23 protein-coding genes are annotated in these 26,422 nt (G+C 65.8%); 7 read left to right on the top strand and 16 right to left on the bottom strand.

The features are described from left to right. The 8 genes from VM94_RS13145 to VM94_RS13110 all read right to left on the bottom strand — a co-directional run. A partial coding sequence (locus VM94_RS13145) for an efflux RND transporter permease subunit (RefSeq protein ID WP_046684689.1) occupies positions 1 to 2,364 on the bottom strand: 2,364 nt, incomplete at its 3' end. After that, positions 2,361 to 5,480 (bottom strand): efflux RND transporter permease subunit, encoded by a 3,120-nt coding sequence (locus tag VM94_RS13140; RefSeq protein ID WP_046683896.1) that lies wholly within the window; start codon positions 5,478 to 5,480, stop codon positions 2,361 to 2,363. The genes VM94_RS13145 and VM94_RS13140, both read right to left, overlap by 4 nt. Further along, the gene (locus VM94_RS13135) at positions 5,477 to 6,844 is read right to left on the bottom strand and encodes an efflux RND transporter periplasmic adaptor subunit (RefSeq protein ID WP_046683895.1); all 1,368 of its coding nucleotides are present in this window, start codon (positions 6,842 to 6,844) and stop codon (positions 5,477 to 5,479) included. The genes VM94_RS13140 and VM94_RS13135 overlap by 4 nt, the downstream gene beginning before the upstream one ends. Before the next feature lie 403 nt (positions 6,845 to 7,247). Then, positions 7,248 to 7,787 carry a GNAT family N-acetyltransferase gene (locus tag VM94_RS13130; protein WP_046683894.1) on the bottom strand — a complete coding sequence of 180 codons (540 nt, stop codon included), beginning with the start codon at positions 7,785 to 7,787 and terminating at the stop codon, positions 7,248 to 7,250. Positions 7,788 to 7,862: 75 nt separating this feature from the next. Continuing rightward, on the bottom strand, positions 7,863 to 9,737 hold the full coding sequence (gene sppA / locus VM94_RS13125; RefSeq protein ID WP_046683893.1) for a signal peptide peptidase SppA: 1,875 nt from the start codon (positions 9,735 to 9,737) through the stop codon (positions 7,863 to 7,865). Positions 9,738 to 9,800: 63 nt separating this feature from the next. Further along, entirely contained in the window at positions 9,801 to 11,279 is a 1,479-nt protein-coding gene (locus VM94_RS13120) for a sodium:solute symporter (protein WP_046683892.1), read from the bottom strand. Between the two features lie 68 nt (positions 11,280 to 11,347). After that, on the bottom strand, positions 11,348 to 12,565 hold the full coding sequence (locus VM94_RS13115; RefSeq protein WP_046683891.1) for a YeeE/YedE family protein: 1,218 nt from the start codon (positions 12,563 to 12,565) through the stop codon (positions 11,348 to 11,350). 84 nt (positions 12,566 to 12,649) lie between these two features. Further along, positions 12,650 to 13,861: an MFS transporter gene (locus VM94_RS13110; protein WP_046683890.1), complete on the bottom strand. Its 1,212-nt coding sequence runs from the start codon at positions 13,859 to 13,861 to the stop codon at positions 12,650 to 12,652. A 144-nt stretch (positions 13,862 to 14,005) separates the two neighbouring features. Here VM94_RS13110 and VM94_RS13105 point away from each other — a divergent pair, with 144 nt between their 5' ends. Further along, positions 14,006 to 14,236 carry a DUF3820 family protein gene (locus VM94_RS13105; protein WP_046683889.1) on the top strand — a complete coding sequence of 77 codons (231 nt, stop codon included), beginning with the start codon at positions 14,006 to 14,008 and terminating at the stop codon, positions 14,234 to 14,236. Here the strand turns inward: VM94_RS13105 and VM94_RS13100 are convergent. Then, a complete protein-coding gene (locus VM94_RS13100) occupies positions 14,231 to 15,148 on the bottom strand; it encodes a LysR family transcriptional regulator (protein ID WP_046683888.1) in 918 nt (305 codons plus the stop codon). The genes VM94_RS13105 and VM94_RS13100 overlap by 6 nt on opposite strands. A gap of 140 nt (positions 15,149 to 15,288) precedes the next feature. On the opposite strand from VM94_RS13100, the gene VM94_RS13095 reads away from it, so the two are divergent. Further along, positions 15,289 to 16,656, top strand: a complete 1,368-nt coding sequence (locus VM94_RS13095; RefSeq protein WP_046683887.1) for an MFS transporter — start codon at positions 15,289 to 15,291, stop codon at positions 16,654 to 16,656. Between the two features lie 18 nt (positions 16,657 to 16,674). Here VM94_RS13095 and VM94_RS13090 read toward each other — a convergent pair whose 3' ends face one another. Beyond that, entirely contained in the window at positions 16,675 to 17,058 is a 384-nt protein-coding gene (locus VM94_RS13090) for a glutaredoxin domain-containing protein (RefSeq protein WP_046683886.1), read from the bottom strand. 125 nt (positions 17,059 to 17,183) lie between these two features. On the opposite strand from VM94_RS13090, the gene VM94_RS13085 reads away from it, so the two are divergent. Beyond that, positions 17,184 to 17,696 (top strand): hypothetical protein, encoded by a 513-nt coding sequence (locus tag VM94_RS13085; RefSeq protein WP_052755748.1) that lies wholly within the window; start codon positions 17,184 to 17,186, stop codon positions 17,694 to 17,696. On the opposite strand, the gene VM94_RS13080 is transcribed toward VM94_RS13085, so the two are convergent. Both VM94_RS13080 and VM94_RS13075 read right to left on the bottom strand, forming a co-directional pair. Next, positions 17,693 to 18,370, bottom strand: a complete 678-nt coding sequence (locus VM94_RS13080; RefSeq protein WP_052755747.1) for a GNAT family N-acetyltransferase — start codon at positions 18,368 to 18,370, stop codon at positions 17,693 to 17,695. The two genes, VM94_RS13085 and VM94_RS13080, sit on opposite strands and share 4 nt — an antisense overlap. A 32-nt stretch (positions 18,371 to 18,402) precedes the next feature. Then, positions 18,403 to 18,915 (bottom strand): Lrp/AsnC family transcriptional regulator, encoded by a 513-nt coding sequence (locus tag VM94_RS13075; protein WP_046684570.1) that lies wholly within the window; start codon positions 18,913 to 18,915, stop codon positions 18,403 to 18,405. A gap of 77 nt (positions 18,916 to 18,992) precedes the next feature. Here VM94_RS13075 and VM94_RS13070 point away from each other — a divergent pair, with 77 nt between their 5' ends. After that, on the top strand, positions 18,993 to 19,889 hold the full coding sequence (locus VM94_RS13070) for an EamA family transporter (RefSeq protein WP_046683885.1): 897 nt from the start codon (positions 18,993 to 18,995) through the stop codon (positions 19,887 to 19,889). Here VM94_RS13070 and VM94_RS13065 read toward each other — a convergent pair. Both VM94_RS13065 and VM94_RS13060 read right to left on the bottom strand, forming a co-directional pair. Beyond that, on the bottom strand, positions 19,867 to 21,168 hold the full coding sequence (locus tag VM94_RS13065; protein WP_046683884.1) for an ATP-binding protein: 1,302 nt from the start codon (positions 21,166 to 21,168) through the stop codon (positions 19,867 to 19,869). The two genes, VM94_RS13070 and VM94_RS13065, sit on opposite strands and share 23 nt — an antisense overlap. Next, complete coding sequence (locus tag VM94_RS13060) at positions 21,165 to 21,842, bottom strand: response regulator transcription factor (RefSeq protein WP_046683883.1); 678 nt, start codon at positions 21,840 to 21,842, stop codon at positions 21,165 to 21,167. The genes VM94_RS13065 and VM94_RS13060 overlap by 4 nt, the downstream gene beginning before the upstream one ends. Positions 21,843 to 22,044: 202 nt before the next feature. Here VM94_RS13060 and VM94_RS13055 point away from each other — a divergent pair, with 202 nt between their 5' ends. The 3 genes from VM94_RS13055 to VM94_RS13045 are packed head-to-tail and all read left to right on the top strand — an operon-like array spanning position 22,045 to position 24,119. Next, entirely contained in the window at positions 22,045 to 22,623 is a 579-nt protein-coding gene (locus VM94_RS13055) for a porin family protein (protein ID WP_046683882.1), read from the top strand. 9 nt (positions 22,624 to 22,632) lie between these two features. After that, a complete protein-coding gene (locus tag VM94_RS13050) occupies positions 22,633 to 23,433 on the top strand; it encodes a MipA/OmpV family protein (RefSeq protein ID WP_046683881.1) in 801 nt (266 codons plus the stop codon). 5 nt (positions 23,434 to 23,438) lie between these two features. After that, complete coding sequence (locus tag VM94_RS13045; protein ID WP_046683880.1) at positions 23,439 to 24,119, top strand: hypothetical protein; 681 nt, start codon at positions 23,439 to 23,441, stop codon at positions 24,117 to 24,119. Between the two features lie 2 nt (positions 24,120 to 24,121). Here VM94_RS13045 and VM94_RS13040 read toward each other — a convergent pair whose 3' ends face one another. After that, entirely contained in the window at positions 24,122 to 25,294 is a 1,173-nt protein-coding gene (locus VM94_RS13040) for an MFS transporter (RefSeq protein WP_046683879.1), read from the bottom strand. Beyond that, a complete protein-coding gene (locus VM94_RS13035; protein WP_235432907.1) occupies positions 25,291 to 26,403 on the bottom strand; it encodes an alpha/beta hydrolase in 1,113 nt (370 codons plus the stop codon). The genes VM94_RS13040 and VM94_RS13035 overlap by 4 nt, the downstream gene beginning before the upstream one ends. Positions 26,404 to 26,422 lie beyond the last annotated feature (19 nt).

The following is a 26,422-nucleotide window of genomic DNA, read 5'->3' as shown; positions in this document are numbered from 1 at the left end:
CGTCGTGCCAGTGGCGGCGACGGCAGCCGCATTCGACGCCGGCACGTACACGGAGCGCAGCGCTTCCGGGCTTTGCGCATAGCGCGGCGCCACTTCCATGATCACGTGGTACTGGTTCAGTTCATCGTAGATGGTCGCCACCTGACGCTGGCCGAAGCTGTTGTACAGCGCATTGTCGATATCCTTGACTTGCACGCCCAGCTGGGTGGCGCGGTCCTTGTCGATGCTGACAAAGGTTTCCACGCCGTTTTCCGCCTGGTCCGTGTCCACGTCGATCAGGGCCGGCTGCAGCTTCATCTGGTCGGCCAGTTTCGCCGCCCATTTCTTCAGGTCCGCCTGGTTGTCGCTGATCAGGGTGTACTGGTAGGTGGAATTGCTGGAGCGCCCGCCCATGCGCAGATCCTGCACGGGATTGAGGAACAGCGAAATGCCCGTCACCTTGGCCAGCTGCGGACGCAAGCGGGCGATCACGGCCTGCCCCTTGTCCGTGCGCTGCGACGCGGGTTTCAGGTCGATGAACATGAAACCGCCCCCTGCCCGTCCGCCGCCCGTAAACCCGACGACGGTGGCGACGGCGGGATCGTCCTTGATGATGTCGACCAGCTGGCGCAGCTTACTTTGCATGGCCTGGAACGAGATGCTCTGGTCGGCGCGCATGCCGCCATTGATCTGCCCCGTATCCTGCTGCGGGAAGAAGCCCTTGGGCGCGGCCGCGAACAGGTACACGTTCAGGCCGACGACGAACACGAGGATGGTCATCACCAGCGCGGCGCTGGACAAGGCCCAGTCCAGGCAGTGCTCGTAGACTGTCAGCATGCGCTCGAAACCGCGTTCGAACCAGCGCGCGACTCTGCCTGGCGGCTTGTGCTGCTGCCCGCTTTTCAGCAGCCAGGCGCACATCATCGGCGTGGTCGTGAGCGAAATGACCAGCGAAATCATCACAGCGGCCGACAGGGTCACGGCGAACTCTCGGAACAGCCGCCCCACCTGCCCGCCCATGAACAGCAGCGGGATGAAGACGGCCACCAGCGACAGGCTGATCGACAGCACCGTAAAGCCCACTTCGCGTGCGCCCAGCAGGGCCGCCTTGAAACGGTCCATGCCCGCCTCGATGTGGCGCTGCGTGTTTTCCAGCACCACGATGGCGTCGTCGACGACAAAGCCCGTGGCCACCGTCAGCGCCATCAGCGACAGGTTGTTCAGCGAAAAGCCCAGCATGTACATCACGCCGAAGGTGCCCAAGAGCGACACGATGGTGGCCACGGCCGGGATGATGGTGGCGCGCACGCTGCGCAGGAAGGCGCTGACCACCAGCACGACGAGCACGATGGACAGGATCAAGGTGAACTCGATTTCATGCAGCGAGGAGCGGATGGAATTGGTGCTGTCGGACGCCACCTGCAGCTTGATGTCGCCCGGCAGCTGCGCCTGCAGTTGCGGCAGCAGCGCGCGCACGCCGTCCACCGTGGCGATGACGTTGGCGCCCGGCTGGCGCGTGATCAGCACGATGACGGCCGGGTCGCCGTTGAACAGGCCCAGGGTATTGTTGTTCTCCACGCCGTCGACCACTTCGGCCACGTCGTCGAGGCGGATGGCGGCGCCGTCGCGCCAGGCCACGACCAGGCTGCGGTAGTCGGCCGCGCTGCGCCCACCCGACGCCGTCGCCGCGCCCGAATAGATCTGCAGGCTGCGCTCGTCGCCGGAAATGGCGCCCTTGGGCCGGTTGGCGTTGCTGGCCTGGATGGCCGCACGCACGTCTTCCATCGACACGCTGTAGTGATTGAGCTGGTACGGCAGCAGTTCCACGCGCACGGCCGGCAGCGAACCGCCACCCAGCTCGACGTCGCCCACGCCTTTCACTTGCGCCACTTTCTGCTGCACCAGGTTCGACACGGCGTCGTAGATCTGCCCCGGCGTGCGCGTCTTCGACGTCAGCGCCAGGATGATCACGGGCGCGTCCGACGGATTGGCCTTGCGGTAAGTGGGGTTGCTGCGCAGGGTAGCAGGCAAGTCCACGCGCGCGGCGGCGATCGCGGCCTGCACTTCGCGCGCTGCCGAATCGATCTTGCGGTTCAAGTCGAACTGCAGGTTGATGCGCGCCGAGCCCGTGCCCGACGACGACGTCATCTCGTTCACGCCCGAGATGACGCCCAGGCGCCGTTCCAGCGGCGTGGCCACCGACGTGGCCATGGTCGCGGGGCTGGCGCCGGGCAGGCTGGCGCTGACGGAAATGGTCGGATAATCGACTTGCGGCAGCGGCGAGACGGGCAGCACGAAGAAGGCGCCGATGCCCGCCAGCGCGATGCCGATGGTCAGCAGCACGGTGGCGATGGGGCGCTTGACGAACGGTTCGGACAGGTTCACGCGGCGCTCCCCGCGTTATCGGCCGGCTTGTCCAGGTTCACCCCGGGTGTCTTGCGCGCGAAGCGCTGGCCCAGGCGGTCGAAGCCCAGGTAGATGACGGGCGTGGTAAACAGGGTCAGCACCTGGCTGACGATCAGGCCGCCGAAGATGGCCAGGCCCAGCGGACGGCGCAACTCGGCGCCCTCGCCCCAGCCCAGCATCAGCGGCACGGCTGCGAACAGGGCCGCCAGGGTCGTCATCAGGATGGGACGGAAGCGCAGCAGCGCCGCCTGGTGGATGGCTTCCTGCGGGCTTTTTCCTTGATCGCGTTCGGCTTCGATGGCGAAGTCGATCATCATGATGGCGTTCTTCTTCACGATGCCGATCAGGAGGATGATGCCGATGATGCCGATCACGCCCAGGTCCTGCCCGGAGATCATCAGCGCCAGCAAGGCGCCCACGCCGGCCGACGGCAGGGTCGACAAAATCGTCAGCGGGTGGATGTAGCTTTCGTACAGCACGCCGAGCACGATGTAGACGCAGACGACGGCGGCGAGAATCAGCCACAGCTGATTCGACAGCGAGTTTTCATACGCGCCGGCCGCACCCAGGAAGGTCAGGGTCACCGACGACGGCAAGGCGATGTCTTTCGCGGCCTGGCGGATGGCGTCGACGGCGCTGCCCAAGGCCACGCCCTGCGTCGTGTCGAAGCCGAGGGTGGTGGCCGGATATTGCGCCACGTGCGTGATTTGCAGCGGCGCCTGTTTTTCGCTGACGCTGGCAAAGGCGGATAGCGGCGTCGACTTGCCGGACCCCGTGCGCACCTGCAGGTCCGACAGGTCGGACGGCGTGGTGACGATGCCCGGTTGCGCTTCGAGAATCACGCGGTACTGGTTGGTTTCCGTGAAAATCGTCGAAATGATGCGCTGGCCGAAGGCGTTGTACAGCGCGTCGTCGACGGTGGCCGTGGTGACGGACATGCGCGCGGCGCTGTCGCGGTCGATCGCCACGGTGACGGCGGCGCCCGTGGCCCCCGCATCCGTGACGACGTTGCGCAGCTGCGATTTCTCGCGCATGCGGGCGGCCAGCTTGCCGGCCCATTCGGTGACGGTGGCCGTATCGGCCCCTTCGAGCGAGACGCGGTACTGCGTCGGGCCCGATTCCGCATCGATGGTCAGATCCTGCGTCGGCTGCAGATACAGGGTCACGCCGGCCACCTTGGCCACGCGGTTGCGCAACCGTTCCATGATCTCGTCCTGGCTGCCGCTGCGCGGACGCTTCAGGTTGATCAGCATGCTGCCCGTGTGCAGCATGGTATTGTTGGCCGCATCCACGCCGACGAGGGAACTCAGGGTGTCGACAGCGGGGTCTTCCAGCAGCGCGCTGGCGGCGGCCTGCTGCAAGGTGGCCATGCGTTCGTACGACACGGCTTGCGACGTTTCGATGCGCGCCTGCAGCTGCCCCGTGTCCTGCGTGGGGAACAGGCCTTTCGGGATGGTGATATACAGGATGACGGTCAGCACCAGAGTGGCCAGGGCCACCAGCAGGGTCAGTCCCTGGCGTTTCAGCACCCACACGAGCGCATGATCGTACTGCACGATCACACGGTCAAGGAAAGCCTGGATGCGCTGGCCAGTGGCGCTGATCTTTTCATCGGCGTGGCTTTTCAGCCAGCGCGCCGACATCATCGGCACCAGGGTCAGCGAGACCACGGCGGAAATCAGGATCGTGATGGCCAGGGTCATGGCAAATTCGCGGAACAGCCGGCCCACGACGTCGCCCATGAACAGCAGGGGAATCAGCACGGCGATCAGGGACACGGTCAGCGAGATGATGGTAAAGCCGATCTGCGACGCGCCCTTCAGTGCGGCGGCCATCGGCGTTTCGCCCTCCTCGATGTAGCGGGCGATATTCTCGATCATGACGATGGCGTCGTCGACGACAAAGCCCGTGGCGATGGTCAGGGCCATCAAGGAGAGGTTGTTCAGGCTGTAGCCGAGCAGATACATGACGCCGCAGGCGCCGATCAGCGAGATCGGCACGGACAGGCTGGCGATCACGGTGGCGCGCATGCTGTGCAAAAAGGCGAAGATCACCAGCACCACCAGCAGCACGGACAACAGCAGTTCCATTTCCACGTGTTCGACCGAAGCGCGGATGCCCGTCGTGCGGTCGCTCAGCACGTCGAGCTTCATGGCCGCCGGCAGGCTGGCCTGCAGGTCGGGCAGCAAGGCCTTGATGGCGTCGACCGTCTTGATGACGTTGGCGCCGGGCTGGCGCTGCACGTTCAAAATGATGGCCGGCTGCTTGCCCGACCATGCGCCCAGGCGCGTGTTTTCCGCGCTGTCGACAACATTGGCCACATCGGACAGGCGCACGGGCGCGCCGTTTTTATAAGTGATAATCAGGCGTTTGTAGTCTTCCGCCGTGACCAGTTGATCGTTGGCGTTGATGGTGAATGAACGCGTGGGGCCGTCGAAACTGCCCTTGGCGCTGTTGACGTTGGCCGCCGCAATGGCCGTGCGCAGGCTGTCGAGGCCCAGGCCGTACGACGCCAGCAATTTCGTGTCGCCCTGGATGCGCACGGCGGGACGCTGGCCGCCCGACAGCGACACGAGGCCCACGCCGTTGACCTGGCTGATCTTGAGCGCCAGACGCGTGTTGACGATGTTCTGCACCTGCGTCAGCGGCATCGTGTCCGACGTGATGGCCAGGGTCAGCACGGGCGCGTCGGCCGGGTTGATCTTCGCGTACACGGGCGGCGCCGGCAAGTCCGTCGGCAGCAGGGAGCCGCCCGCATTGATGGCCGCCTGCACTTCCTGCTCGGCCACGTCCAGGGTCTGGCCCAGGGTGAATTGCAGGGTGATGATGGAGACGCCTGCCGCGCTGGTGGAACTCATGCGCTGCAAGCCCGACATCTGCCCGAACTGGCGCTCCAGCGGCGCCGTGACGGTCTGCCCCATGACTTCGGGACTGGCGCCCGGGTACAAGGTCTGCACCTGGATGGTGGGGAAGTCCACCTGCGGCAAGGCGGCCAGCGGCAGGAACTTGAAGCCGACCAGCCCCGCCAGCACGATGGCCAGCATCAGCAGCGCCGTGGCGACGGGGCGCTTGATGAATGGCGTCGATGGACTCATTGCGCTGCGCCCTTCGCTGGCGCGGATGCAGGTGCCGATGCGGCAGCCGATGCGGCCGGTGCGCTGGCCGCGCCTTCAGCGTGCTGGCGGCGGTGGCGGCGTTCGCCGTTGCCTGCCCCCGCGCCACCGGCGCCGCCCATGGCCGGCTTGTCGCCCGCCAAGGTGACTTTCGCGCCTTCCTTCAGGCGGTCGGCGCCTTCCGTGATGACTTGCTCGCCCGCTTCCAGGCCGGCGCGGATTTCCACCATGTCGGTGGTGGCCTGCCCCCGCGTGACCATGCGCACGGTGACGGTTTTATCCGCTTTCAGCACATACACGAAATCGCCGTTATTGCTGTGGCGCAGGGCCGTGACGGGCACCAGCACGGCGCCCGTGATATTGCCCAGCTCCAGGCGCACGTTGACGAACTGGCTGGGGAACAGCGCCATCTTGTCATTCGTGTAGCGGGCCTTGGCGCGCACGGTGCCCGTCTGCACGTCGACCTGGTTGTCCAGCGCCGTCAAGCTGCCCTTGTCCAGGGTATGCGTGCGCGTGCGGTCCAGCGCCAGCGCCGCCAGCGCCGTACCGCCGTTCAGGCGTTCCTGGATGGTCTGCACTTTATCCTGCGGCACGGAGAACTCGACGTCGATGGGCGAAAGCTGCGTCACCACCACCACGCCGCCCGTATCGCTGGTGCTCACCAGGTTGCCGATGTCGACCACTTTCAGGCCCGCGCGGCCGCTGATCGGCGACACCACCTTGGTGTAGCCGAGGTTCAGCCTGGCCGTGCCTTCGGATGCGCGATCCGTCATCACCGTGCCTTCCAGCTGCTTGACCAAGGCGGCCTGCGTGTCGACGTCCTGGCGCGCGATGGAATCCTGGCCCAGCAAAGTCTGATAGCGTTTCAGGGTCAGGCGCGCGTTTTCCAGCTGCGCTTCGTCGCGCTGGCGCTGGCCCGTGGCCTGCATCAGCGCCATCTCGAACTGGGCCGGGTCGATCTGCGCCACCACCTGGCCCGCCTTGACCATGCCGCCTTCCTTGAATTTCAATTCCTTCAGGATGCCCGACACTTGCGGGCGCACCGTCACGGTGGACGCGGCCGTCACCGTGCCCAGCGCATCGAGCACCACGGGCAGGTCGGACTTGACGGCCGTGGCCACGCCCACGGTGGTCGAAGGGCCGCCGCGGCGCCCGCCGGGGCCACCTGGCCCGCCCGCGCCGCCAGGGCCACCCATGCCGGGGCCGCCCTGGGCGCTGGTGCCGGAGTGGGTCAAATACCAGGCACCGCCCCCCAGCGCAGCCATCACGGCCAGCGCGATGACCGTGCCGACGATTTTCGAACGGCGGCTGCGCCGCGGGGTATTGGGTGTTGTCTGCGAATCCATCGCTTATCCTTGTATAGGCCGCTGGCACGGCGAGTCTGTGGCGCCGGCCGAGGTGGAACACACTCAGGCCGGACGACCGTTTTTCGGGGTTGTTTCGGTACAAAGCCGGGGGAGTCAAGAGCTGAAAGTCAGCTGAAAAAACATCGCTCCCTAGCGTGAAACGACTCTAGCATAGTCATGTAACTGTTTCATTTCTGCTTGAAACAATTCCACACAGCCAGGCAGGCATGGGAGGATCAGGCGGACCGGCAGGCAGGCCGCCACTGCGGGGGAACGGTGGAAAAATCAGGCTTGCGGGGCGTCGCGCACCGGCGCCTGCGGCCTGCGGGCGACTCGCATGCAGATACAAACTCGCTACAAATCTCCCGCCAGCCGGCTTGACCTGGGGCCAGGCCGGCCGTTACTACAGGGTCATGCCGAGGATGACGTCCTGGTAGTCGGTGCGGCCCACGCGGAAAGTGCGCCGGCCCAGCTGCGCAAAGCCGCAGCGCGTGTAAAACGCCAGCGCATCGTGGTTTTCCGCATATACGCCCAGCAGCACGCGCCCTGCCCCGCTGGCGCGCGCCTGCTCCAGGGCCGCCTGCATCAGGCGCTGGCCCACGCGCTGGCCCTGGAAGCGGTGCAGCAGGTAGATGCGCTTGATTTCCAGGTCATTCGGGCGCGGGTCCGCCACCGGCAAGCCGGCGGGGCTGAGCACCAGGTAGCCGACGGGCGCGCCGCCAGGCGTGGCTTCGGCCAGCCACAGCCGCATGGCCGGCAGCGCCAGCCAGTCGCGGTACAGCTGCGCGTCGTGCTGGCGCTGGCAATGGGCGATGACGTCGGCGCCGTCGAGGATGCCGGCGAACGCTTCAAGAAAAGTCGCCTGCCCCACCAGCGCCAGCGCGTGTTCGTCGCCCTTGGCGCATGGGCGGATGGTGATTGTGTTGTCAGTGTCTGCATTCATATCGCTTGGCATATTGGGCTCCTCAAGGAAAACAAGCCGGGCGAAGCCGGCTTGAGAGTCATATCACTACTGCGATTACTTGCCGCCTAACGGCACTTCGCACAGGCAGTGTGTGAGGGCCATGAACGGTTTATGTTCGCGCGTGATGCCCGACAGCCAGGAGAGGTCCTGCGCCATGCCCAGCGCCGCGTCGGCCGGCAAGCCGGTCGTGGCCAGGCCCAGCTTCACGTGCTCGCCCAGGCCCAGCGAGGCCATCGCCTTGGAGCCGAACATGCCGAGCAGACGGTCCACATTCGACGTTTCCTGTTCCAGGTAGGTGACGCGGTAGTCGGTGCCCAGCTTGGCGCGCTTGGCGGCCGACGCCAGCGCATCGCCATAGCTGCCGATGCGGTCGACCAGGTTGCGCTCTTTTGCCTGCAAGCCCGTCCAGACGCGGCCCTGCGCCACTTCATTGATCTTTTCCGGCGTCGTCTTGCGCGCCTTGGCGGCCAGGCTCAGGAAGTCGCCATACACGTGGTTGATCGAACCCTGGATCACTTCGGCGAAGCGGGGGTCGAGCGGACGCAATGGGTTGCCCGCGTCGGCCAGCCAGGTGGTCGGCGAGCCCGCCGTGTGGATGCCCAGCTTTTCCACCACCTTGTCGGCCGTCGGCAGAATCGCGAACACGCCGATGGAACCGGTGATGGTGGCCGCGTCGGCGATCACTTCATCGGACGAGGTGCTGATCCAGTAGCCGCCCGAAGCGGCCACGTTGCCCATCGAGACGACCACGGGTTTGCCAGCGGCGCGCGTCAGTTCCAGTTCGCGGCGTATCAGTTCCGAGCCGAAGGCGCTGCCGCCCGGCGAATCGACGCGCAGCACGACGGCCTTGATCGATTTGTCTTCGCGTGCCTGGCGGATCAGTCGCGAGGTGGACAAGCCGCCGATGGCGCCCGGTGGCGCGATGCCGTCGCCGATTTCACCGGAGGCGATGATCACGCCGACGGCGTCGCCGACGTGCACGGGGCGCAGGCGCGCCAGGTAATCGGTGTAGTTCACCTGGCGGAAATTCGTGCCTTCCGTGTTTTTCGCGCCGCGCGCCATCATGAACTGGCGCAGTTCATCGCGCGTTTTCAGGCCGTCGACCAGCTTGGCATCCAGCGACAGCTTGCCCAGGTCGCCGCCGGCCGCCGTCATCAGCGCGGGCAGCGCATCGATAGCCTGCATGATGGCGCCGGCCGGCAGCTTGCGCGATTTTTCCACGTCCGTCGTGTAGGTGGTCCACAGGCCGTTGTTCAGGTAGCGGTCCGCTTCGGCCGCCGCTTCGGACGGGCCGTTGGCGATGAAAGGCTCGGCCGCGCTCTTGTACGTGCCCACTTTCAGCAGGTTGACCGTCACGCCCACTTTATCGAGCGCGTCGCGGTAGTAATTGCGGTAGCGGCCAAAGCCTTCCAGCATGACGCCGCCCATCGGGTGCAGGAATACCTCGTCGGCCTTGGCCGCCACCAGGTACTGGCGCTGGTTGTAGCTCGAACCCCAGGCCGTCACTTTCTTGCCGGTGGCGCGGAAGCGCTCCACGCCGGCCGCCACTTCGCGCAGCGAAGCGAGACCGCCGCCCTGCAATTCGTCGAGCAGGATCACCATGGAGCCGATGTCCTTGTCCTTGGACGCCGTGTCGAGCACCGCCAGCACGTCGCGCAGCTGCACGCTTTTCTTGACTTCGCCGCTGACATTGGCCAGCACGGCTTCGCGCACGCCGCCCGGGGTTTCCTCGACCAGCGGGCCTTGCAAGTCCAGCACCAGGGTGGTCTTTTCCGCCAGGGGCTTGGCGCCGCCGCCGAAGATGGCGATCAGGATGGCGATGACGATCAGCAGGAAAATCAGGTTGATGACCGCGCGGCGGGTGGCGTCCAGCGCGCGCCAGAATGCGCCAAAACCGCGGCGCAGCGGCGGGAAGGGGTTGAGTGACATTGATGCTCCGTGAGGTTGTGTACCTAAAGGAAATCAATATAACTGAAAACGGGCTGAATCGTCTTATTTTGACAAGTGTGCCGCGCCTTTGATGACCTGCCCTGCCGGCGTCGAAATGAGGAACAGGCCGGCCAGCACCAGGGCGCCGTTCAGGATCAGCAATTCCAGCCCGATGCGGTAATGTGCGAACAGCAGCGCCTGCTCCTGCTCGATCAGCGCGCACAGCAGCGGCCCCGCCACGGCCACCAGCGGCACCCAGCGGTCGCGCACGCCGCGCCGGCTCAGCAAGCCGAAGGCGAACAGGCCCAGCAGCGGACCATAGGTATAGCTGGCCAGCTTCAGGATCACGCCAATCATGCTGGGGTCGTCCAGCCACTTGAAGGCCATGATCAGGACCAGGAACAGCGCGGCAAACCCCAGGTGCACGCGGCGGCGCCAGCGCATCTGCGCGGCCGGGCTCAGGTCCGTCCTGCGCTGCAGGCCGAGGATATCGATGCAGAAGGTGGACGTGAGCGCCGTCAGCGCCCCATCCACGCTGGGAAACAGCGCGGAAATGAGGGCAATGAAGAAGATCAGCTGCACCACGGCCGGGAAATGTCCGAGCACGACGGCGGGAAACAGTTTGTCGCCCGTGGCCGTCACGCCGGCCAGCGGCGCATACAGGTGCAGCAAGCCGCCGAGGAACAGGAACAGCAGCAGCACGCCCGTCAGCACGACGGTCAGGCTGAGCATATTCTTTTGCGAGTCGCGCAAGGTCCGCACGGAGATATTCTTTTGCATCATTTCCTGGTCCATGCCCGTCATGGCGATCGTGATGAACATGCCGGCCACGATGTGCTTCCAGACATAGGCGGGGCTGTCCGGGTCGACATTAAAAATGCGCGTGAGGCCTTGCGCGCGCATGCGTTCGAGGCTGTCGACGAGGGACAGGTCCATTGCGCGCAATAAAAACACGCTGCAGATGACGAGACCGGCCAGCATGCATGCCGTTTGCAGGGTATCGGTCCAGACGATGGTTTTCACGCCGCCCTCATACGTGTAGAGCAGGATCAGCAGCAGCACGGCGCAGGCCGTCAGCCAGAACGGCACGCCCAGGCTGTCGAGAATCGTGGCTTGCAGGATATTGACCACCAAATACAGCCGCGCCGTGGCGCCCAGCAGCCGCGACACGATGAAAAACGCCGCCCCGCTCTGGTAGGAGCGCCGTCCCAGGCGCAATTCCAGGTAGCGGTAAATGGAGGTCAGCTGCAGCCGGTAGTACAGCGGCAGCAAGATGAAGGTGATGGCCAGGTAGCCGAGCACATAGCCGATCATCAGCTGGATGTAGCCGAAACCGTTGCTCCCCACGGCGCCGGGCACGCTGATGAAGGTCACGCCCGTGAGCGTCGTGCCCACCATGCCGAAGGCCACCAGCATCCAGTTGCTGTCCTTGTTGCCAATGAAAAAACTGTCGTTGGTGGCGTGGCGCGAGGTGCGCCATGCCACCCCCAGCAGGATCAGGAAATACGCGAGGACGACGGTAAACAGGATGAGGGGGGACATGGGCGATACGCTGGCGGCAAGGTGAACAGGGGCAGAAATATACAGCAAAGCCCCTGCTTACGCCGGCATCAGCAGCCAGTCGGTTTGACTTTCTCCACTTCCAGGCCGAACCACGGACGCAAGCGCGTGCCGATGACGTTGCCCAAAAAAGCGCAGACCAGCCACAGCCAGCCGTGCAGGCTGCCCGAGATGATGCCGCTGAAGTACGCGCCGATATTGCAGCCGTAGGCCAGGCGCGCGCCGTAGCCGAGCAGCAAGCCGCCGACGATAGCGGCGATCACCGAGCGGCGCGGGATGCGCCACACGGGCGCGTAGCGGCCGGCCAGCGCCGCCGCCAGCATGGCGCCCAGCACGATGCCGATGTCCATCACGGACGTCTTGTCTTGCGTCAGCGGCGCGGCCAGCGCGGCCGCATTCGCCTTGGTGGACCAGTAGGCCCAGCTGGCCGTGTCGATGCCGACCACGGACGCCGCTTTCGCGCCCCACAGCGCGAACGCGGACGTTACGCCCCACGGCCGGCCCGACAGCGCCAGGGTAGCGAAGTTCAGCACGACGAGGGCGACGGCGCCCGCCACCAGCGGCCACGGGCCGTGCAGCCAGGGCGAGGCCTGTGCCGGGCGCAATGGCGTGGCGACAAGCTTGCCATGGCGGCGTTTTTCAACGAAGACCGTGATGGCGGCGATCAGCGCGAAGACGATCCAGTTCAGCGCCAGCGCGGGCACCAGGCCCAGGGTCGTCACGAGGGAAATGGGCTGGAGTTGCGGCAGCGCCGTCCAGAACGGCATGTGCGCCGTGCCGATCACCGAGCCGATAATAAAAGCGGCCAGGGTGATGAGCATGCGCGTGCTGCCCCCGCCCACCGTGTACAGGGTGCCGGACGCGCAACCGCCGCCCAGCTGCATGCCGATGCCGAAGATGAAGGCGCCAAAGATGACCGAGGTGCCAGCGGGAGACACGAGACCCGCGACGGGCGTGCCGAACAGGGTGCCGGCCGACAGCGCGGGGAAGAACAGCGCCACGCCCACGGCCAGCATCAGCATTTGCGCGCGCAAGCCGTCGCCGCGGCCATCGGCAATGAAGACGCGCCAGGCGGACGTAAAACCGAAGGCCGCGTGATACAGGGTGATGCCGAGCAAGGCACCCACTACGTACAGCGCGGACAACGTGGCGCCGACGGTTTGCGCCAGATACCAGGCGCCGAGCACGATGAGCAACAGGGCGACGCCCAGCGGCTTCGGATTGATGGCGGCGCGCAGGCGCAGCGGTGACGTTGCTGTATCGGACATGGGGAGTATGGGCGAGAAAAAGGTAAGCACATTGTAAACCCTACTCTCGCCCGTGCCAGAAACTTGCTTGCAGATCAAGCCAGCTTAGTGCCCCACCGCATGGATCGACTTTTCACCGCCGGCACGCACAGGTATGGGACTCAAACGGTCCATCCGGCCGCTCAACGCTGTCAAGCCGAAGGCACCGAGCACGACCAGCGCACCGATCCAGCCCGTGTGCACGAGACCCAGGTGTTCCACGATCAGGCCGCCGCCCCAGGCGCCGCCAGCAATGCCCAGATTAAAAGCGGCGATGTTCAGGCCCGACGCCACGTCGACGGCGCGGGGCGTGAAGTGCTCCGCCTGCTGCACCACATACACTTGCAAACCGGCCACGTTACCGAAGGCCACGGCGCCCCACAGCAGCACGGTGATGACGACGAGTACGGGATGCGGCGCAGTAAAAGTCAACAGCAGCAAAACAAAGGCCAGCAGCAGGAAGATCAGTTTCAAGGCGCTGACGGGACCTTTCTTGTCGGCCAGCTTGCCGCCCCAGATATTGCCGAACGCCACAGAGATACCATACACGAGCATTACCACGCCCACGGCGCCGGCGCTGAAGCCCGACACTTGCTGCAGGATCGGCGCCAGATAGGTAAAGGCGATGAAGGAGCCGCCGTAGCCGACGGCCGTCATCGCATACACGAGCAACAGGCGCGGCTGGGCCAGTACCTGCACTTGCTGCAGCAGGGACGCCGGTTTGCTGTGGGCGATGGTTGATGGCACGTACAGCAGGCTGCCGATGAACGCCACCAGGCCCAGCGCCGAGACGGCAAGGAAGGTTTCGCGCCAGCCGAAATGCTGGCCGATGAAGGTGCCCAGCGGCACGCCCGTCACCAGGGCCACGGTCAAACCCGTAAACATGATGGCAATGGCGCTGGCCGCCTTGTCTTTTGGCACCAATGACGTGGCGATGGTCGAGCCGATCGAGAAGAACACGCCGTGCGCCAGCCCCGTCAGGATGCGGGCGACGACGAGGGTTTCATAGCCCGGCGACTTCCACGCCAGCAAGTTACCCAGGGTGAACAGGACCATCAGCGACAACAGCAGGGTCTTGCGGGGGATCTTGCCCGTGAGGGCCGTCAGCACGGGTGCGCCGACGGCCACGCCCAGCGCGTACAGGCTGACCAGCAGGCCGGCCGACGGCAGGTTCACGCCCAGGTCGGCGGCGATGGTGGGCAACAGCCCGACGATGACAAATTCGGTGGTTCCGATGGCAAATGCGCTGAGGGTCAGCGCGAGCAAGGCAATGGGCATGGCAAACTCCGATCAATGATGTTGGCATGCAGTATCGGGGTTTTCTTTATTCCGAAAAATACTTCATCGGGCAGAAGATAGTTGCGCACAGCTCAACAATTCGATGCTCTGCTACACTGGCAGCATCAACACGGGGTCACCACCATGAATTCAGAAAAACTGGCGCTGCTGCTCACGCGCGAAATGCCATACGGGAAATATCAGGGACGCTTGCTGGCCGACTTGCCGGGCCACTACCTGGGCTGGTTCGCGCGCGAAGGCTTTCCCTCGGGCGAACTGGGCAGTTTAATCGCGCTGATGTACGAGCTCGACCATAACGATCTGCGCAGCTTGCTCGACCCGCTGCGCACGCATCAAAACGGGCCGCGTTCATAAGGCCGCGCCAAACCGCTCCACTACGAAATCGACGAAGCTGCGCAGCTTGGACGACATGCGCCGGTCGCGCAGATAGATGAGATGCAAGGGCCGGCTGGGCGGCGTGTAGCCGTGCAGCAAGCGTACCAGATGGCCATCGGCGATATCCTGTGACAGCATAATCTCGGGCAACATGACGATCCCCATGCCGGCCAGCGCCGCCCGCCGCAAGCCTTGCGCGCTGTCGACCCGCATCCGGCCCGCAATCGGCACGCTGATGTCGCCCTCCGGCCCCGTCATGCGCCAAGATGGCTGTGCCGAACGCCACTCGGAGCGCGAGGAATAGGCATAGGCCAGGCAATTGTGCTGCGCCAGATCCTCGGGCCGCCGCGGCTCAGCATGCTGCGCCAGATACGCCGGTGCGGCGCACAGCATCAATTGATACGGCGCCAACGGGCGGGCCACCAGGTCGGCCCCGTGCTGGTCGCCAAGGTTGCCAAGGCGGATAGCCGCCTCGAAGCCATCCTCGGCCAGATCCACCACGGTGTCCGTGATGACCACGTCGATATCCACCTTGGGATAGCGCGCCGTATAGTCGGCAAGCGCGGGGATCAGCCGTTCCGTTCCGAATGTCGCGGAGGCGGTCACGCGCAGCCGCCCCTTGGGGCTGCTTTGCGTTTCCAGCGCCAGCGCCTCGGCATCGCCGACGAGGCCGAGGATCTCCATGCAGCGTTCGTAATACGCCTTGCCGAATTCCGTCAGGTGCTGGCGCCGCGTGGTGCGGTTGATGAGGCGCGTGCCGAGATGCTCCTCCAGCGCCTGCAAATGATTGCCCACCATCGTGGGCGACAGGTCGCATTGCGCCGCCGCGGCCGTCAAGCTGCCCGTATCGACGACACGGATGAAGATGGTCATCGCCTTGAAGATATCCATTACCAATATTTTCTAGGTAGTCAAACAATAGAAAACCAGTTTATCTAATTTTTCAAGGCAATACAATGAGAGCGGAACCAGTCGGCGTTTTTCGCGACGACTCCCTTCAACCAGAACACCCTCTTCGGGACTTCCTTCTCATGCCTACCCTGACACCGCGGCACGCCGTATCGCCACGCCTGACCTTGTTCGCCACCAGCCTGGGCTTCGTGCTCGTCATCCTCGACGTTACGGTCGTCAACGTGGCGCTGGAACGCATCCAGGCATCGCTGGGCACCGACGTGACCGGATTGCAATGGATCATCAACGCCTACACCCTGGTCTTTGCCAGCCTGCTGCTGACGGCCGGCGCCATCGGCGACCGTTACGGCGCCAGACGCATCTTCGTCATGGGCTTTGCCCTGTTTACCGTGGCATCGCTGGCCTGCGGCATGGCACACACCATCGGCGCCCTGATTGCCGGCCGTGTCGCCCAGGGCGTGGGGGCGGCGCTGTGCGTGCCGGCCTCGCTGGCCTTGCTGAGCGCCAGCTTCCCGGAAGCGGCCGCGCGTGCGCGCGCCGTGAGCATCTGGGCGGGCGTGGGCGGACTTGCGCTGGCGGCCGGGCCCGTGGTGGGCGGCATCATGGTCGACCGTTTCGACTGGCCCAGCATTTTCCTGCTCAACCTGCCACTGGGGCTCGTGGGCATCTGCCTGACCCTGGCCTACGCGCCATCGGGTTCAAAGTCATCCGGACGGGGCCTGGACCTGGGCGGACAAGTGCTGGCGATTCTCGCGCTGGGCGGACTCACTCTCGGTTTTATCGAAAGCGGCGCACTGGGCTGGACGCACCCGCTGGTGCTGTCCGGTTTTGCCTGCTTCGTCGTGGCGGGGGGCCTGTTCATCCTGGTCGAAGCGCGGGGCGCCGACCCGATGCTGCCGCTTGCCTTGTTCCGCTCGCCAGTGATGAGCGCTTCCTGTGCCGTCGGACTGCTCACCAACTTCGCCTACTACGGCCTGATGTTCGTGCTCAGCCTGTTTTTCCAGACGACCAAGGGGTATACGCCATTGATGACTGGGCTGGCTTTCCTGCCGATGACGGCGCTGGTCACGCTTGCCAATCTGCTGTCTGGCCGGCTGACGGCGCGCTACGGCCCCCGGCTGCCCATGGTGATGGGGCAAGCGCTGGCCGCCTGCGGCTATCTGGCGCTGGCCGGCATTGGCGCGTCCACGCCGTATGGCGTCATCGTCGGCCCGCTGCTGGCGGCCGGGGTCGGTGTCGCGCTGACGGTTCCCGCCATGACGACGGCCGTACTCGCCACTGCCGACAAGCAACGCACGGGGATCGCCTCTGGCGCGCTGAACGCCGCGCGCCAGACGGGCGGGGTGATCGGCGTCGGAGTATTCGGCTCACTGGTCGCTGGCGGCGCGACACACCTGCTGGCCGGCATGCATGTCGCGCTGCTACTGGCCGGTATCGCACTCGGCATCGGCGCCCTCATCAGTTTTGGCCAGATCAAGGCACGCTAGCTGCCTGCCCTGCCACGCTTAAAACTCGCGCACCTTCTTTGCCAGCATGGCGCTGAACTCGCCATTTTCCACGAGCTTGTGCAGCTCGCTGGCGCCGCCGATGAGCACGCCATTGACAAAGACCATGGGAAACGTCGGCCAGCCCGTCCACATTTTCAGCGCATTGCGGCGGTGCCACTGGCTCAAATAGCTGCCGTATTGCAGGTACTGGTAAGGCGTGCCCAGCACATCGAGTATCTTGCGCGCCTTGCGCGGAAACGGATTGAGCGCCATGCCGACGACGACTACCTGGTGCGCGGCGATGGCCGCCTGCACCTCGCGCACGATGTCCTTGTGCTTGCTGCCGATCAGGGGGCGGGCGGCGGGATGAATCTGGGCTTGGTCAAGGATGGCGCGGGTCATGAAAGTCCTGGGGTCAGTGGCACGTGGCGTGCGGATCCACGCATTGTGCCACGCACACAGGCCGGCGTGGGCTACACTGCGCCTCTCCTCCCCTTTGCGTGAAATATATGCAAGAAATCACTCTCATGCCTGCGTCTCGCACCCGCCACCTGCTGGGCGCTCTTCTGCTGGCCGCCAGCTGCGCCAGCACCCACGCCGCCGATTCCGGACTTGAAAGCGACCTGATCCACGCGCTGTACCTAAAAAAAGGCACGACGGAACGAGCCGGCACTTCCGGCAAGGCGATCCAGGCTTACGTACGCGAAGGCTATATCGGCAAACGCCCCGACCAGCGCTTCGACTACACCGATTACTACCTGCTGAAGAAGCCGGCCAGCTTCATGGGGCATGAACTGGTGCTCATCGAAGAGGAATACATCACGCAATACATAGGCTGCTGCGTCAGCCCCGGCGCCGGCGTGACGGTGAAGGTAAGCGGCAGCACGCAGAAGCTGCAAGCGTTCGCCAGCGCCCAGCGCTGCACCCTGACCGACCCCGTCGATATGCAACATGCGCTGAGCGAGGTTGCCATCAAGGCCCGGCTGCCCAAGGGCCATTACGCGTCATTGAGCTGCCGCGAACGCGATGCGCAGCCCTAGCTGCCCGATAGGGAGCACGGTATGCCAGCCTGAACGATCGTTGCCGTCGAATAGGGGGATGCGATATGCCAGCCCAGGCTCGCATACAATTTCGCCCCATCGTCCGTTGCCACCAGCACCCGGCGCGCGCTGGCCGATCGTTGCCTGGCCGCCAGCGCGGCCATCAGCGCCCGCCCCAGACCCCGGCGCCGGTGGCCGGCCTCGGTGGCGATGCGGTCAAAGACAAAGACACCGGCATATTCCACGGCATGGCCGCTGGCGGCAACACCGCCATCTTTGGCCAGAATACGCGCCGTCGTGATTTCCTGTGATGTTGCCACGTCCAGGCGGTAGCCGGCAGGCAGGTCCGGCGCCTGCAGACTGCCTTCATGGGTCATGAAAAAGCCGCCGGGACAAAGTTGCCACTGCGGCGGCAACAGCCGCAGCAATTGCTCCCCGTCGCCACACATCTTGATGAAGATATGCGGACCGTGGATCGAAGCTGCCAGCGCGCTGATGCCTGGAACAGGTCCCGCAAAAACGTGACGCCGGATTTCGCCCGGCAAGTCCGTATCGACGCGCCACCCGCCATGATCGGGCACGGGCAGCGCCAGGCCGCGCGCAATGGAACGCGCCGCCAGCCAGGCGGCAAGCAGGCCGGGATCGGCCAGATGCGACTTTCCTTGTTCTTCCAATCTTCATGCTCCTACATTCGCCCCTGTCCCGCTTATGCCAGGGTAAAATCTTCCGCCTGCCCCAGCGGCACGTGCAAGCCCATCTTCAGGCAAGTCAATGCCACCGACGTGCGGTAGCGGCGGATATTGTCGTCGCCGCCGAACAGGCGCTCCGTCAGCGCCTCGTATTCGGCCATGCTGCTGGCGGTAATGATCAGCAGGTAATCGGCCTCGCCCGTGATCCCGTAGCACTGCTGGATGGCAGGCTCGGCCATGATGCGCGCGCGCATGCCGGCCGTGCGCTGCGGGTGTTCGTCGTGCAGATGTACTTCCACCGTCAGGATCAGGGGGCGGCCCACGCGGCTCGCGTCGAGCACGGCCACTTCGTTGCGGATCACGCCGCTCTCGCGCAGGCGCCGGATGCGCCGCTGCACGGCCGGTGCCGACAAGTGCACGGCCTGGGCGATTTCGCGCTGCGAGGTGGTGTTATCGCGCTGCAGGATGTCGAGGATGGCCAGGTCGAAGGCGTCGAGCGTGACGGAGGGTGTGAGCGAAAGTTGCGTCATGAAGGTCAAAATACAGTGCAAAACTCGGAGCAGACACAATAAACTTTCGCTATTCCGATATCAAGCCTTTTATCTCCATGCCATTACGCCGCTATTCCTCGTTGATTCCCTTGCTGGCCATCCTCGGCTCCGTCACCTGCCTGGGACTGGGCACCTCATGGGCCAAGCACAGCCTGTTTCCGCTCGTGGGCGCGCAGGGCACGACGGCCGTGCGCGTGGGCTTTTCCGCCTTGCTGCTGTTGCTGTTCTGGCGCCCCTGGCGCTGGCAGCTGAGCCGCGCCGACCTGCGCACCGTGGCCCTGTACGGTGGGGCGCTGGGCTTGACCAACCTGTGCTTCTACATGGCCTTGCGCACGATACCGTTCGGCATCGCCGTGGCGATCGAGTTTTCCGGCCCGCTGGCCGTGGCCCTGCTGGCTTCGCGCCGCCCGCTCGACTTCGTCTGGGTGGCCCTGGCCGTGGCGGGGCTGGCGCTGCTGCTGCCGCTCGGCCACGACGTCAGCAAGCTCGATCCCACGGGCGTGCTGTTCGCCCTGGGCGCCGCCGTCTGCTGGGCTTCGTACATCGTCTTCGGCAAGCGCGCCAGCCATCTGCATGCGGGACACTCCGTATCGCTGGGCCTGGCCATGGCCGCGCTGGTGGTCGTGCCCGTCGGCGTGCTGCACAGCGGCGCCGCCCTGCTCTCGCCCGTCGTGCTGGGCGTGGGCCTGGGCGTGGCCCTCATTTCCAGCGCCATCCCGATTTCGCTGGAAATGGTGGCCCTGAAACGGCTGACGCCGCAAGCGTTCGGCATCATGAGCAGCATGGAACCGGCCGTGGCCGCCATGCTCGCGTACATCCTGCTCGACGAGCGCCTGGGCGCCGGGCAATGGCTGGCGATTGCCATGATCATGGCCGCGTCGATGGGCAGTTCGTACATGGCGCAGCGCCAGAGACGCGCTGCGCCGGTGCTCAGGCCCGAATATAAATCGTGAAGCGGGCGCCGCCCAGCGGCGAGTCGTCGATGGCGATGGCGCCGCCGTGCAGCGCGACGGCCCTGGCGGCAATCGCCAGTCCCAGGCCGTGGCCGGCGGTCGCATGATCCTGTTCGCGGGCCAGCCGATAGAACGGGGCAAACACCTGTTCGCGCTGGCCGGCGGGAATGCCGGGGCCATCATCCTCGATCACGATGCGCAGCCCATCGCCTTCGCGCACGGCCGACAGCGCGATGCGCGCGGTGGCATATTTGGCCGCGTTGCCAAGCAGGTTGCCGATGGCGCGCGCCAGCAGGCGGGGATCGCCGCGCAATTCGCCCAGGTCATCGGCGATGCCCGCGTCCACTTGCCGCGGCAAGACGGCCGCCATGCAGTCGCGCAGCAAGGGCGCCACGGCAAACGGCTGGCGCGGCAAGGCTTGCGCGTGATCGAGCTGCATCAGGCCCAGCAATTCGTTGACCAGCGTTTTCAATTCCTCGACATCGGCGCCCATGGCGTCGACGCGTCGACGCAGGGCCGGGTCAAGTCCCCCATGCCGTTCGTCCAGCAGCGCCAGGCCGAATTCCAGCCGCGCGATCGGCGTGCGCAATTCGTGCGACACCGACAGCAGCAAATGCCGGCGCGCTTCCAGCAGCGAGCCGATGCGCTCGGCCATCTCGTTGATGCGGCCAGCCAGCGGCGCGATGCTCGACGCGGGCTTGACCTGCGCCCGCGCCGCCAGGTCGCCCTGTCCGAAATCGTCGGCCATGCGCGACAGCGCGGCCAGGCTGCGCCCGTGCGCGCGCGTCCACCAGCCCAGCGGCAGCAGCAGACATAGCGCGATGACGGCAAAGCGGATCGCCTCCATGCGCAGGGCCTGGCCAACGTCGATGGGCAGGTTTTGCGCGTGGAGCACATCGTCCTCGCTGCCGGCATAGCGCGCGCCCGTGGCGTCCACGCGGCGATAGAAAGCCTTGCCGCCCACGTCCATCACGACGGCGCCCCGCAGCAGCAGCGCGCGCGCCTCGGTCGGCAGCGCCGGCAGCACGGCGGACAGGGGCTGCAATTCCAGCGCGACGTCCGACACTTCGCGCACCTTGTTCAGGCGCGGCAGCCATTCGTCGGCGGGCGCCTGGTCGATGTACTGCTCCAGCAGGAATATCTGGCCAGCGGCCTGGTCGCGCGCGATGTGCTCGAGCGGATCGCCGAACAGGCGGCTGAAGGTGAAGTAAATGACGCAGCTGGCCAGCGCGATGGCCAGCACCACCAGCAGCGCGAAACGCCAGAAAAGACGGTTCATTCCCAGGCGGAGGGCGTGAGCAGATAGCCTTCGCCCCACACCGTCTTGATGCGTTCCGCGCCGCCGTCGTCGAACTTGCGACGCAGGCGCGAGATGCAGTTGTCGATGCTGCGGTCGAGGCCATCGAACTCGATGCCGCGCATGCGCACGAGGATCTCGTTGCGCGACATGACCTTGCCCGCGGCGTCGGCCAGGATCGCGAACAGCTTGAATTCGGCGCTGTTCATGGCGATTTCCTGCCCGCGCCAGTGCACGGCGCGGTTTTCGCGCGACACGCGCAACTGGCCGATGACGATGTCGCTGCCGCCCGCCGCGCTGCCACGCCGCTGCAGCGCGCGCAGGCGGGCCAGCAGCACGCGGGGCTGCACCGGCTTGCTCACGTAGTCGTCGGCGCCCTGCTCCAGGCCCGATACTTCGTCGAAGGTGTCTTCGCGCGCGGTGAGTATCAGGATGGGCACGGCGCTGAGCTGGCGCAGCTGGCGACACACCACCAGGCCATCGACGCCGGGCAAGGTCAGGTCGAGTATGACCAGGTCGGGCTGGAGGTCGCGAAAGCGCGCCACGGCCTGGTCGCCGCGCGTCACCACGTTGACCGCATAGTCGTATTCATCGAGGTATTCCTTGACCAGCGCGGCAAGCCGCGCATCGTCCTCCACCAGCATTACACGTTGCATCGCCCCTCCGCGCCACCATTTTGTCGCGTATTGTAGTGGAGCGCGGCGCACAAGTGGCATATTCGACAATCAGGTACACATTTGTACACTTTCCATACAAATGCGGCCTACAAATTAAGGACAATTCAAGGACAAACCTGGGCGGATTCCGGCACGAGGTTTGCCTAACATGGATAGCTCTTACCTCAACCGGAATCCGAACATGAAAAAAATTGTCTGCAGCACCCTGTTAGCCATCGCCGCCACGTCGATGGTCCATGCTGAAGGCCTGTACGTGGGCGCCAACATCAGCCCTTCCAGCGATGGCAAGATCGAGCGTGCCGAGGGTGGCGCGACGGCGCGGCGCGGCCCCGGCAGCAAGGCGGTGCCGTTCGGCGTCTTTGCCGGCTACGAACTGACGCCGGCCTGGGCGCTGGAAGGCGGCTATCGCGCCAGCGGCGGCGCGACCAGCTTCGACCTCGATCCCGGCTACCAGCTCAAGGTACGCAATAGTGCCGCCTATGTGGCGGCACGCGGCACGTGGCGGCTGAACGACGACTGGTCGCTGTTCGGCAAGGCTGGCGTGGCGCGCAGCCATGCCGAATTTTCCATCGCCGGCAAGAATGCGCCGCCGGGCGAGTCGGCCAGCAAGACCGGCTTGTACCTGAGCGTGGGAGCCGCCTACCAGATCGGCAAGGACGTGGCGCTGCAGCTCGAATGGGAGCACGCCCCGAAAGTCAGATACGAAGGACTCAATAGCACGATGAACCGCCTGGCGCTTGGCGTGCGCTTCGGCTTTTAAAAGGATGGCATGAACAAGTTCGCTCCCCGTTTTTTCCCCTGTTTTTCTCCCCTGCTGTTGCTGCTGGCTGCCTGCGCCCCGGCGCTGGCCGAGGAAGCCAGCACCAGCACCAGCGCGCTGATGATGCCCGACGGGAGCAGGGATATGTACGTGGGAGCGGCGCTCACGGGCAGCTCGGCGGCGGACGATGGCGCATCGCGCGGCGCCGTCCTGCGCCCGCTGCTGCAGGTCCAGTGGAGCAACGGCCTGTTCGTTTCGGCCAGCGGCGTGGCGGGCATGCACCTGTCGGCCACGCCGGGCGTGGAATACGGCCCGCTGCTGGCCGCCAGCAATGCGCGCGCTCCGGAAGACAGCCGGCGCCTGCGCGGCACGCGGCGGATCAAGGGCTCGCCCGACGTGGGCGGCTTCTACGGCTATTACCTGGGCGACCAGGCGCGCGTCACGGCTAACCTGATGTACGACACGAGCGCGCACGGCTGGCGCGGCCAGCTCGGCCTGCAAAAGACCCTGCCCTCGCTGGCGGCCCATCACACGGTGACCTTGTCGGCCGGCGTGTCCCTGGCCAGCGGCGCCGTGATGGACGAGCTGTACGCCGTCAGCGCGGCGGCCGGCGGCGCGCGCGACTACAGCCCGGCCGGCGGCGTCGCGTCCGTCGACATGGGCGTCAACTGGAACTGGGCCCTGAGCAGCAAGTGGCTGATCAACAGCGCCGTGACGGGCACGCGGCTGGGCAACGGGCCGGCCCACAGTTCCTTCATCGAACGCCGTAACGTCATCACCTGGTCCAGCGGCCTCGGTTACCGGTTTTAAGCGCCATGCTCAAATCCCTGCTTCTCGCCCTGGCACTGCTGCCCGCGTTCGCCTGCGCACAGGAAGCGGGCGACTGGATCGCCTACCGCGATGCCTACCGCCACATGATCTGGTTCGAAAAATACGGCAAGCCCAAGCAATTCCTGCAAAACCATCTGCGCCTGCGCCCGCGCGACGCCGGCGTGTCCACCGATGGCTTGCGCCTGACCTTGCACGGCAAGGGCGCGCAGCTGGCGCTGCCGCTCGATGCGCTGGGCCGGGCCGTCTTCCCGTTTTCCAGAGCCGCCTACGACGACAACGCGGAGCTGGCCTGGAACCGCAAGCCGGGCCAGATCACGTCAAGCGCCTGGGTCTCCATCGTCACGCGCCCCGATGGCGTGTATGCGGCGGCCGACTTGCGCGCCGCCTGCGAACAGCTGCTTGCCTACCTGCGCTCCACGGGCGGGGCGAACGGCAAGCGTTGCGCCGGCGTACAGTTTTCGTATGCGAGGACGGACGGGGCGCAAGTGCGCTACCAGGGTGGCGATGGTACGGCCGTTCCGCTGGCGGCGCAGGAAGGCCCCGCGTTTCCCGGCGACGCCGTGGCCGGTTTCCGCGTCTTCGCCTACCGTTTCAGCGCGCATCCGGACGCGGGGCAAGTCCTCACCAGCGCCACGCCGCTGGCCATTGCCGCGCTGCTGGAATAAGCTCACCTCAGCCGCGCGGTGCGCCAGGCCAGCAGCGCGGCCAGCACGAGCAGCGCGGCGCTGGCCGTGAAGGTGGCGCGAAAGCCGTGGCCATCGAGCAGGATGCCGCCCACGGTGGAACCAAAGCCTATGCACAGCTGGACGACGGCCACCATCAGGCCGCCGCCGGCTTCGGCATCATCAGGCAAGGCCTGCGCCAGCCACGACCACCAGCCCGTGGGCGCGGCCGTCGCCAGCAATCCCCACAAGCCCAGCAGCACGAAGACGGACGCCAGTTCGTCACCGAACGCCAGCAGGGCCAGCGCGATGACGGCCATCAGCAAGGGAATGGCGACCAGCGTGCGGTACAGGCCACGCTGCAGCACTACGCCGATCAGCGCCGTACCGATGAAGCCGGCCACGCCGATCGCCAGCAACAACATCGACAAGGTGGGCACGCCGACGCGCGTGACGTTTTCCAGGAACGGTCGCACATAGGTAAACAGCACGAACTGCCCCATGAAGAACGCGCCGACGGCCAGCATGCCCAGCGCCACCTGGCGGCGTTCGAGCAGGCGCAGGAGCTGGCCGAAGCGGGCCGAACGCGGCGCCGCCGGCATCGATGGCAGGCTGCGCCACTGCCAGGCCAGCGCCAGCAGCGCGACGGGCGCCAGGCACAGGAAGGCGCCGCGCCAGCCGATACTGGCGCCCAGATAGCTGCCCAGCGGCGCGGCCACCACGGTCGCCAGCGCGTTGCCGCCGTTGAAGATGGCCAGCGCCCTGGGCACGCTGTGGCTGGGTACGAGGCGCATCGCCACGGCGACCGACATCGACCAGAATCCCCCTACCACGACGCCGATCAGCGCGCGTCCCGCCATGTACATCGCGTAGCTGGTGGCCAGTCCCACCACCAGCGCGGACACGCACATCAGGCCCGTCAACAGCAGCAGCAAGGTCTTGCGATTCATCGATGCCGCCAGGGTAGCGATGGACAGGCTGGCCAGCACGGCGAAGGCGCCCGAGATGGCGATGCCATAGCCGGCCAGGCCTTCGCTGACGTGCAAGTCCGCCGCCAAGGGCGTGAGCAGGCTGACGGGCATGAATTCGGAAGCGATCAGGGTGAACACGCACAGGGTCATGGCAAAGATGCCGCCCCAGAATGCGGGCGCTGGCGCCTCGCTGCGGACCGCGCTCATGCCGCCAGGGCGCGCTGGAAGAATGACGCCAGCTTGTCCCAGGGGATCAGGGTCACGCGGTCATACAGGTCGACGTGGCCGGCGCCGGCAACGTAATGGAGTTCCTTCGGCTCGGCGGCGCGCCGGTAGGCATCCTCGCTGAACTCCTTCGAGTGCGCCTGGTCGCCCGTGATGAACAGCAGCGGACGGGGCGAGATCGTCTCGATATCCATGAAGGGATAGAAATTCATGAACTTCACGTTGCTGCTCAAGGTGGGACGGGTGGCGCGCTCGGGCAGCTGGCCGGCAGGGATGTAGGCGCCGCGCGGTGTGCGGTAAAAGTCGTGGAATTCGCGTTCGATGGGGCCCGCGTTGGCGCTCAGCTCGGGCAAGGTGCCGCTCGTGTACGCGGTGGCGCCGCCGGCAAATTCCACCTGGCGCTGGCGCGCGGCTGCGGCGATATCAGCCTGGCGCTGCGCCAGCGTTTGCGAGCGGCGCAAGCCATGGCGGCTGGCGCTGCCCATGTCGTACATGCTCACCGTGGCGACGGCCTTGATGCGCGGGTCGATCTTGGCCGCGCTGATGACAAAGCTGCCGCTGCCGCAAATGCCGATGGCGGCGATGCGTTCGCTGTCGACCAGGGCTTGTGCGCCGAGAAAATCGACGGCCGCGCTGAAATCCTCGGCGTAGATGTCGGGCGAGACGGCGTTGCGCGGCCGCCCCTCGCTCTCGCCCCAGAACGACAGGTCCAGCGACAGGGTGACGAAGCCCTGCTCGGCCATTTTGGTCGCATACAGGTTCGCGCTTTGCTCCTTGACGGCGCCCATCGGGTGGCCAACGATGATGGCGGCGTACCGGAGAGCGGGGTCCAGCTGCGCCGGCAGGAACAGATTGCCGGCAACCGTCATCTGGTACTGGTTCCGGAAGCGCACTGGCTGCACCGTCACCTTGCCGCTCTTGTAGAAATTGTCAGCGCCAGTCGGCAAGGCCGGCGCAGCGGCTGCGCCCTGCGCGGCGGCAAAAACGGGTGCGCCCAAGACGGACAGGACGCCCAGTGCCGCCATGCCCGTGCCCGCTGCCTTGACGAATTCGCGGCGGCCAGCTGTCGTTTTCATGCGTGTTGTCTTCATGCCCATGCTCCTTTAAAAG

Source organism: Janthinobacterium sp. KBS0711, from assembly GCF_000988085.1.
Taxonomy (GTDB): Bacteria; Pseudomonadota; Gammaproteobacteria; order Burkholderiales; family Burkholderiaceae_D; genus Janthinobacterium; species Janthinobacterium lividum_E.
Note: the sequence above shows the minus strand (reverse complement) of the source record. Positions and strands in the feature narration are given on the sequence as shown.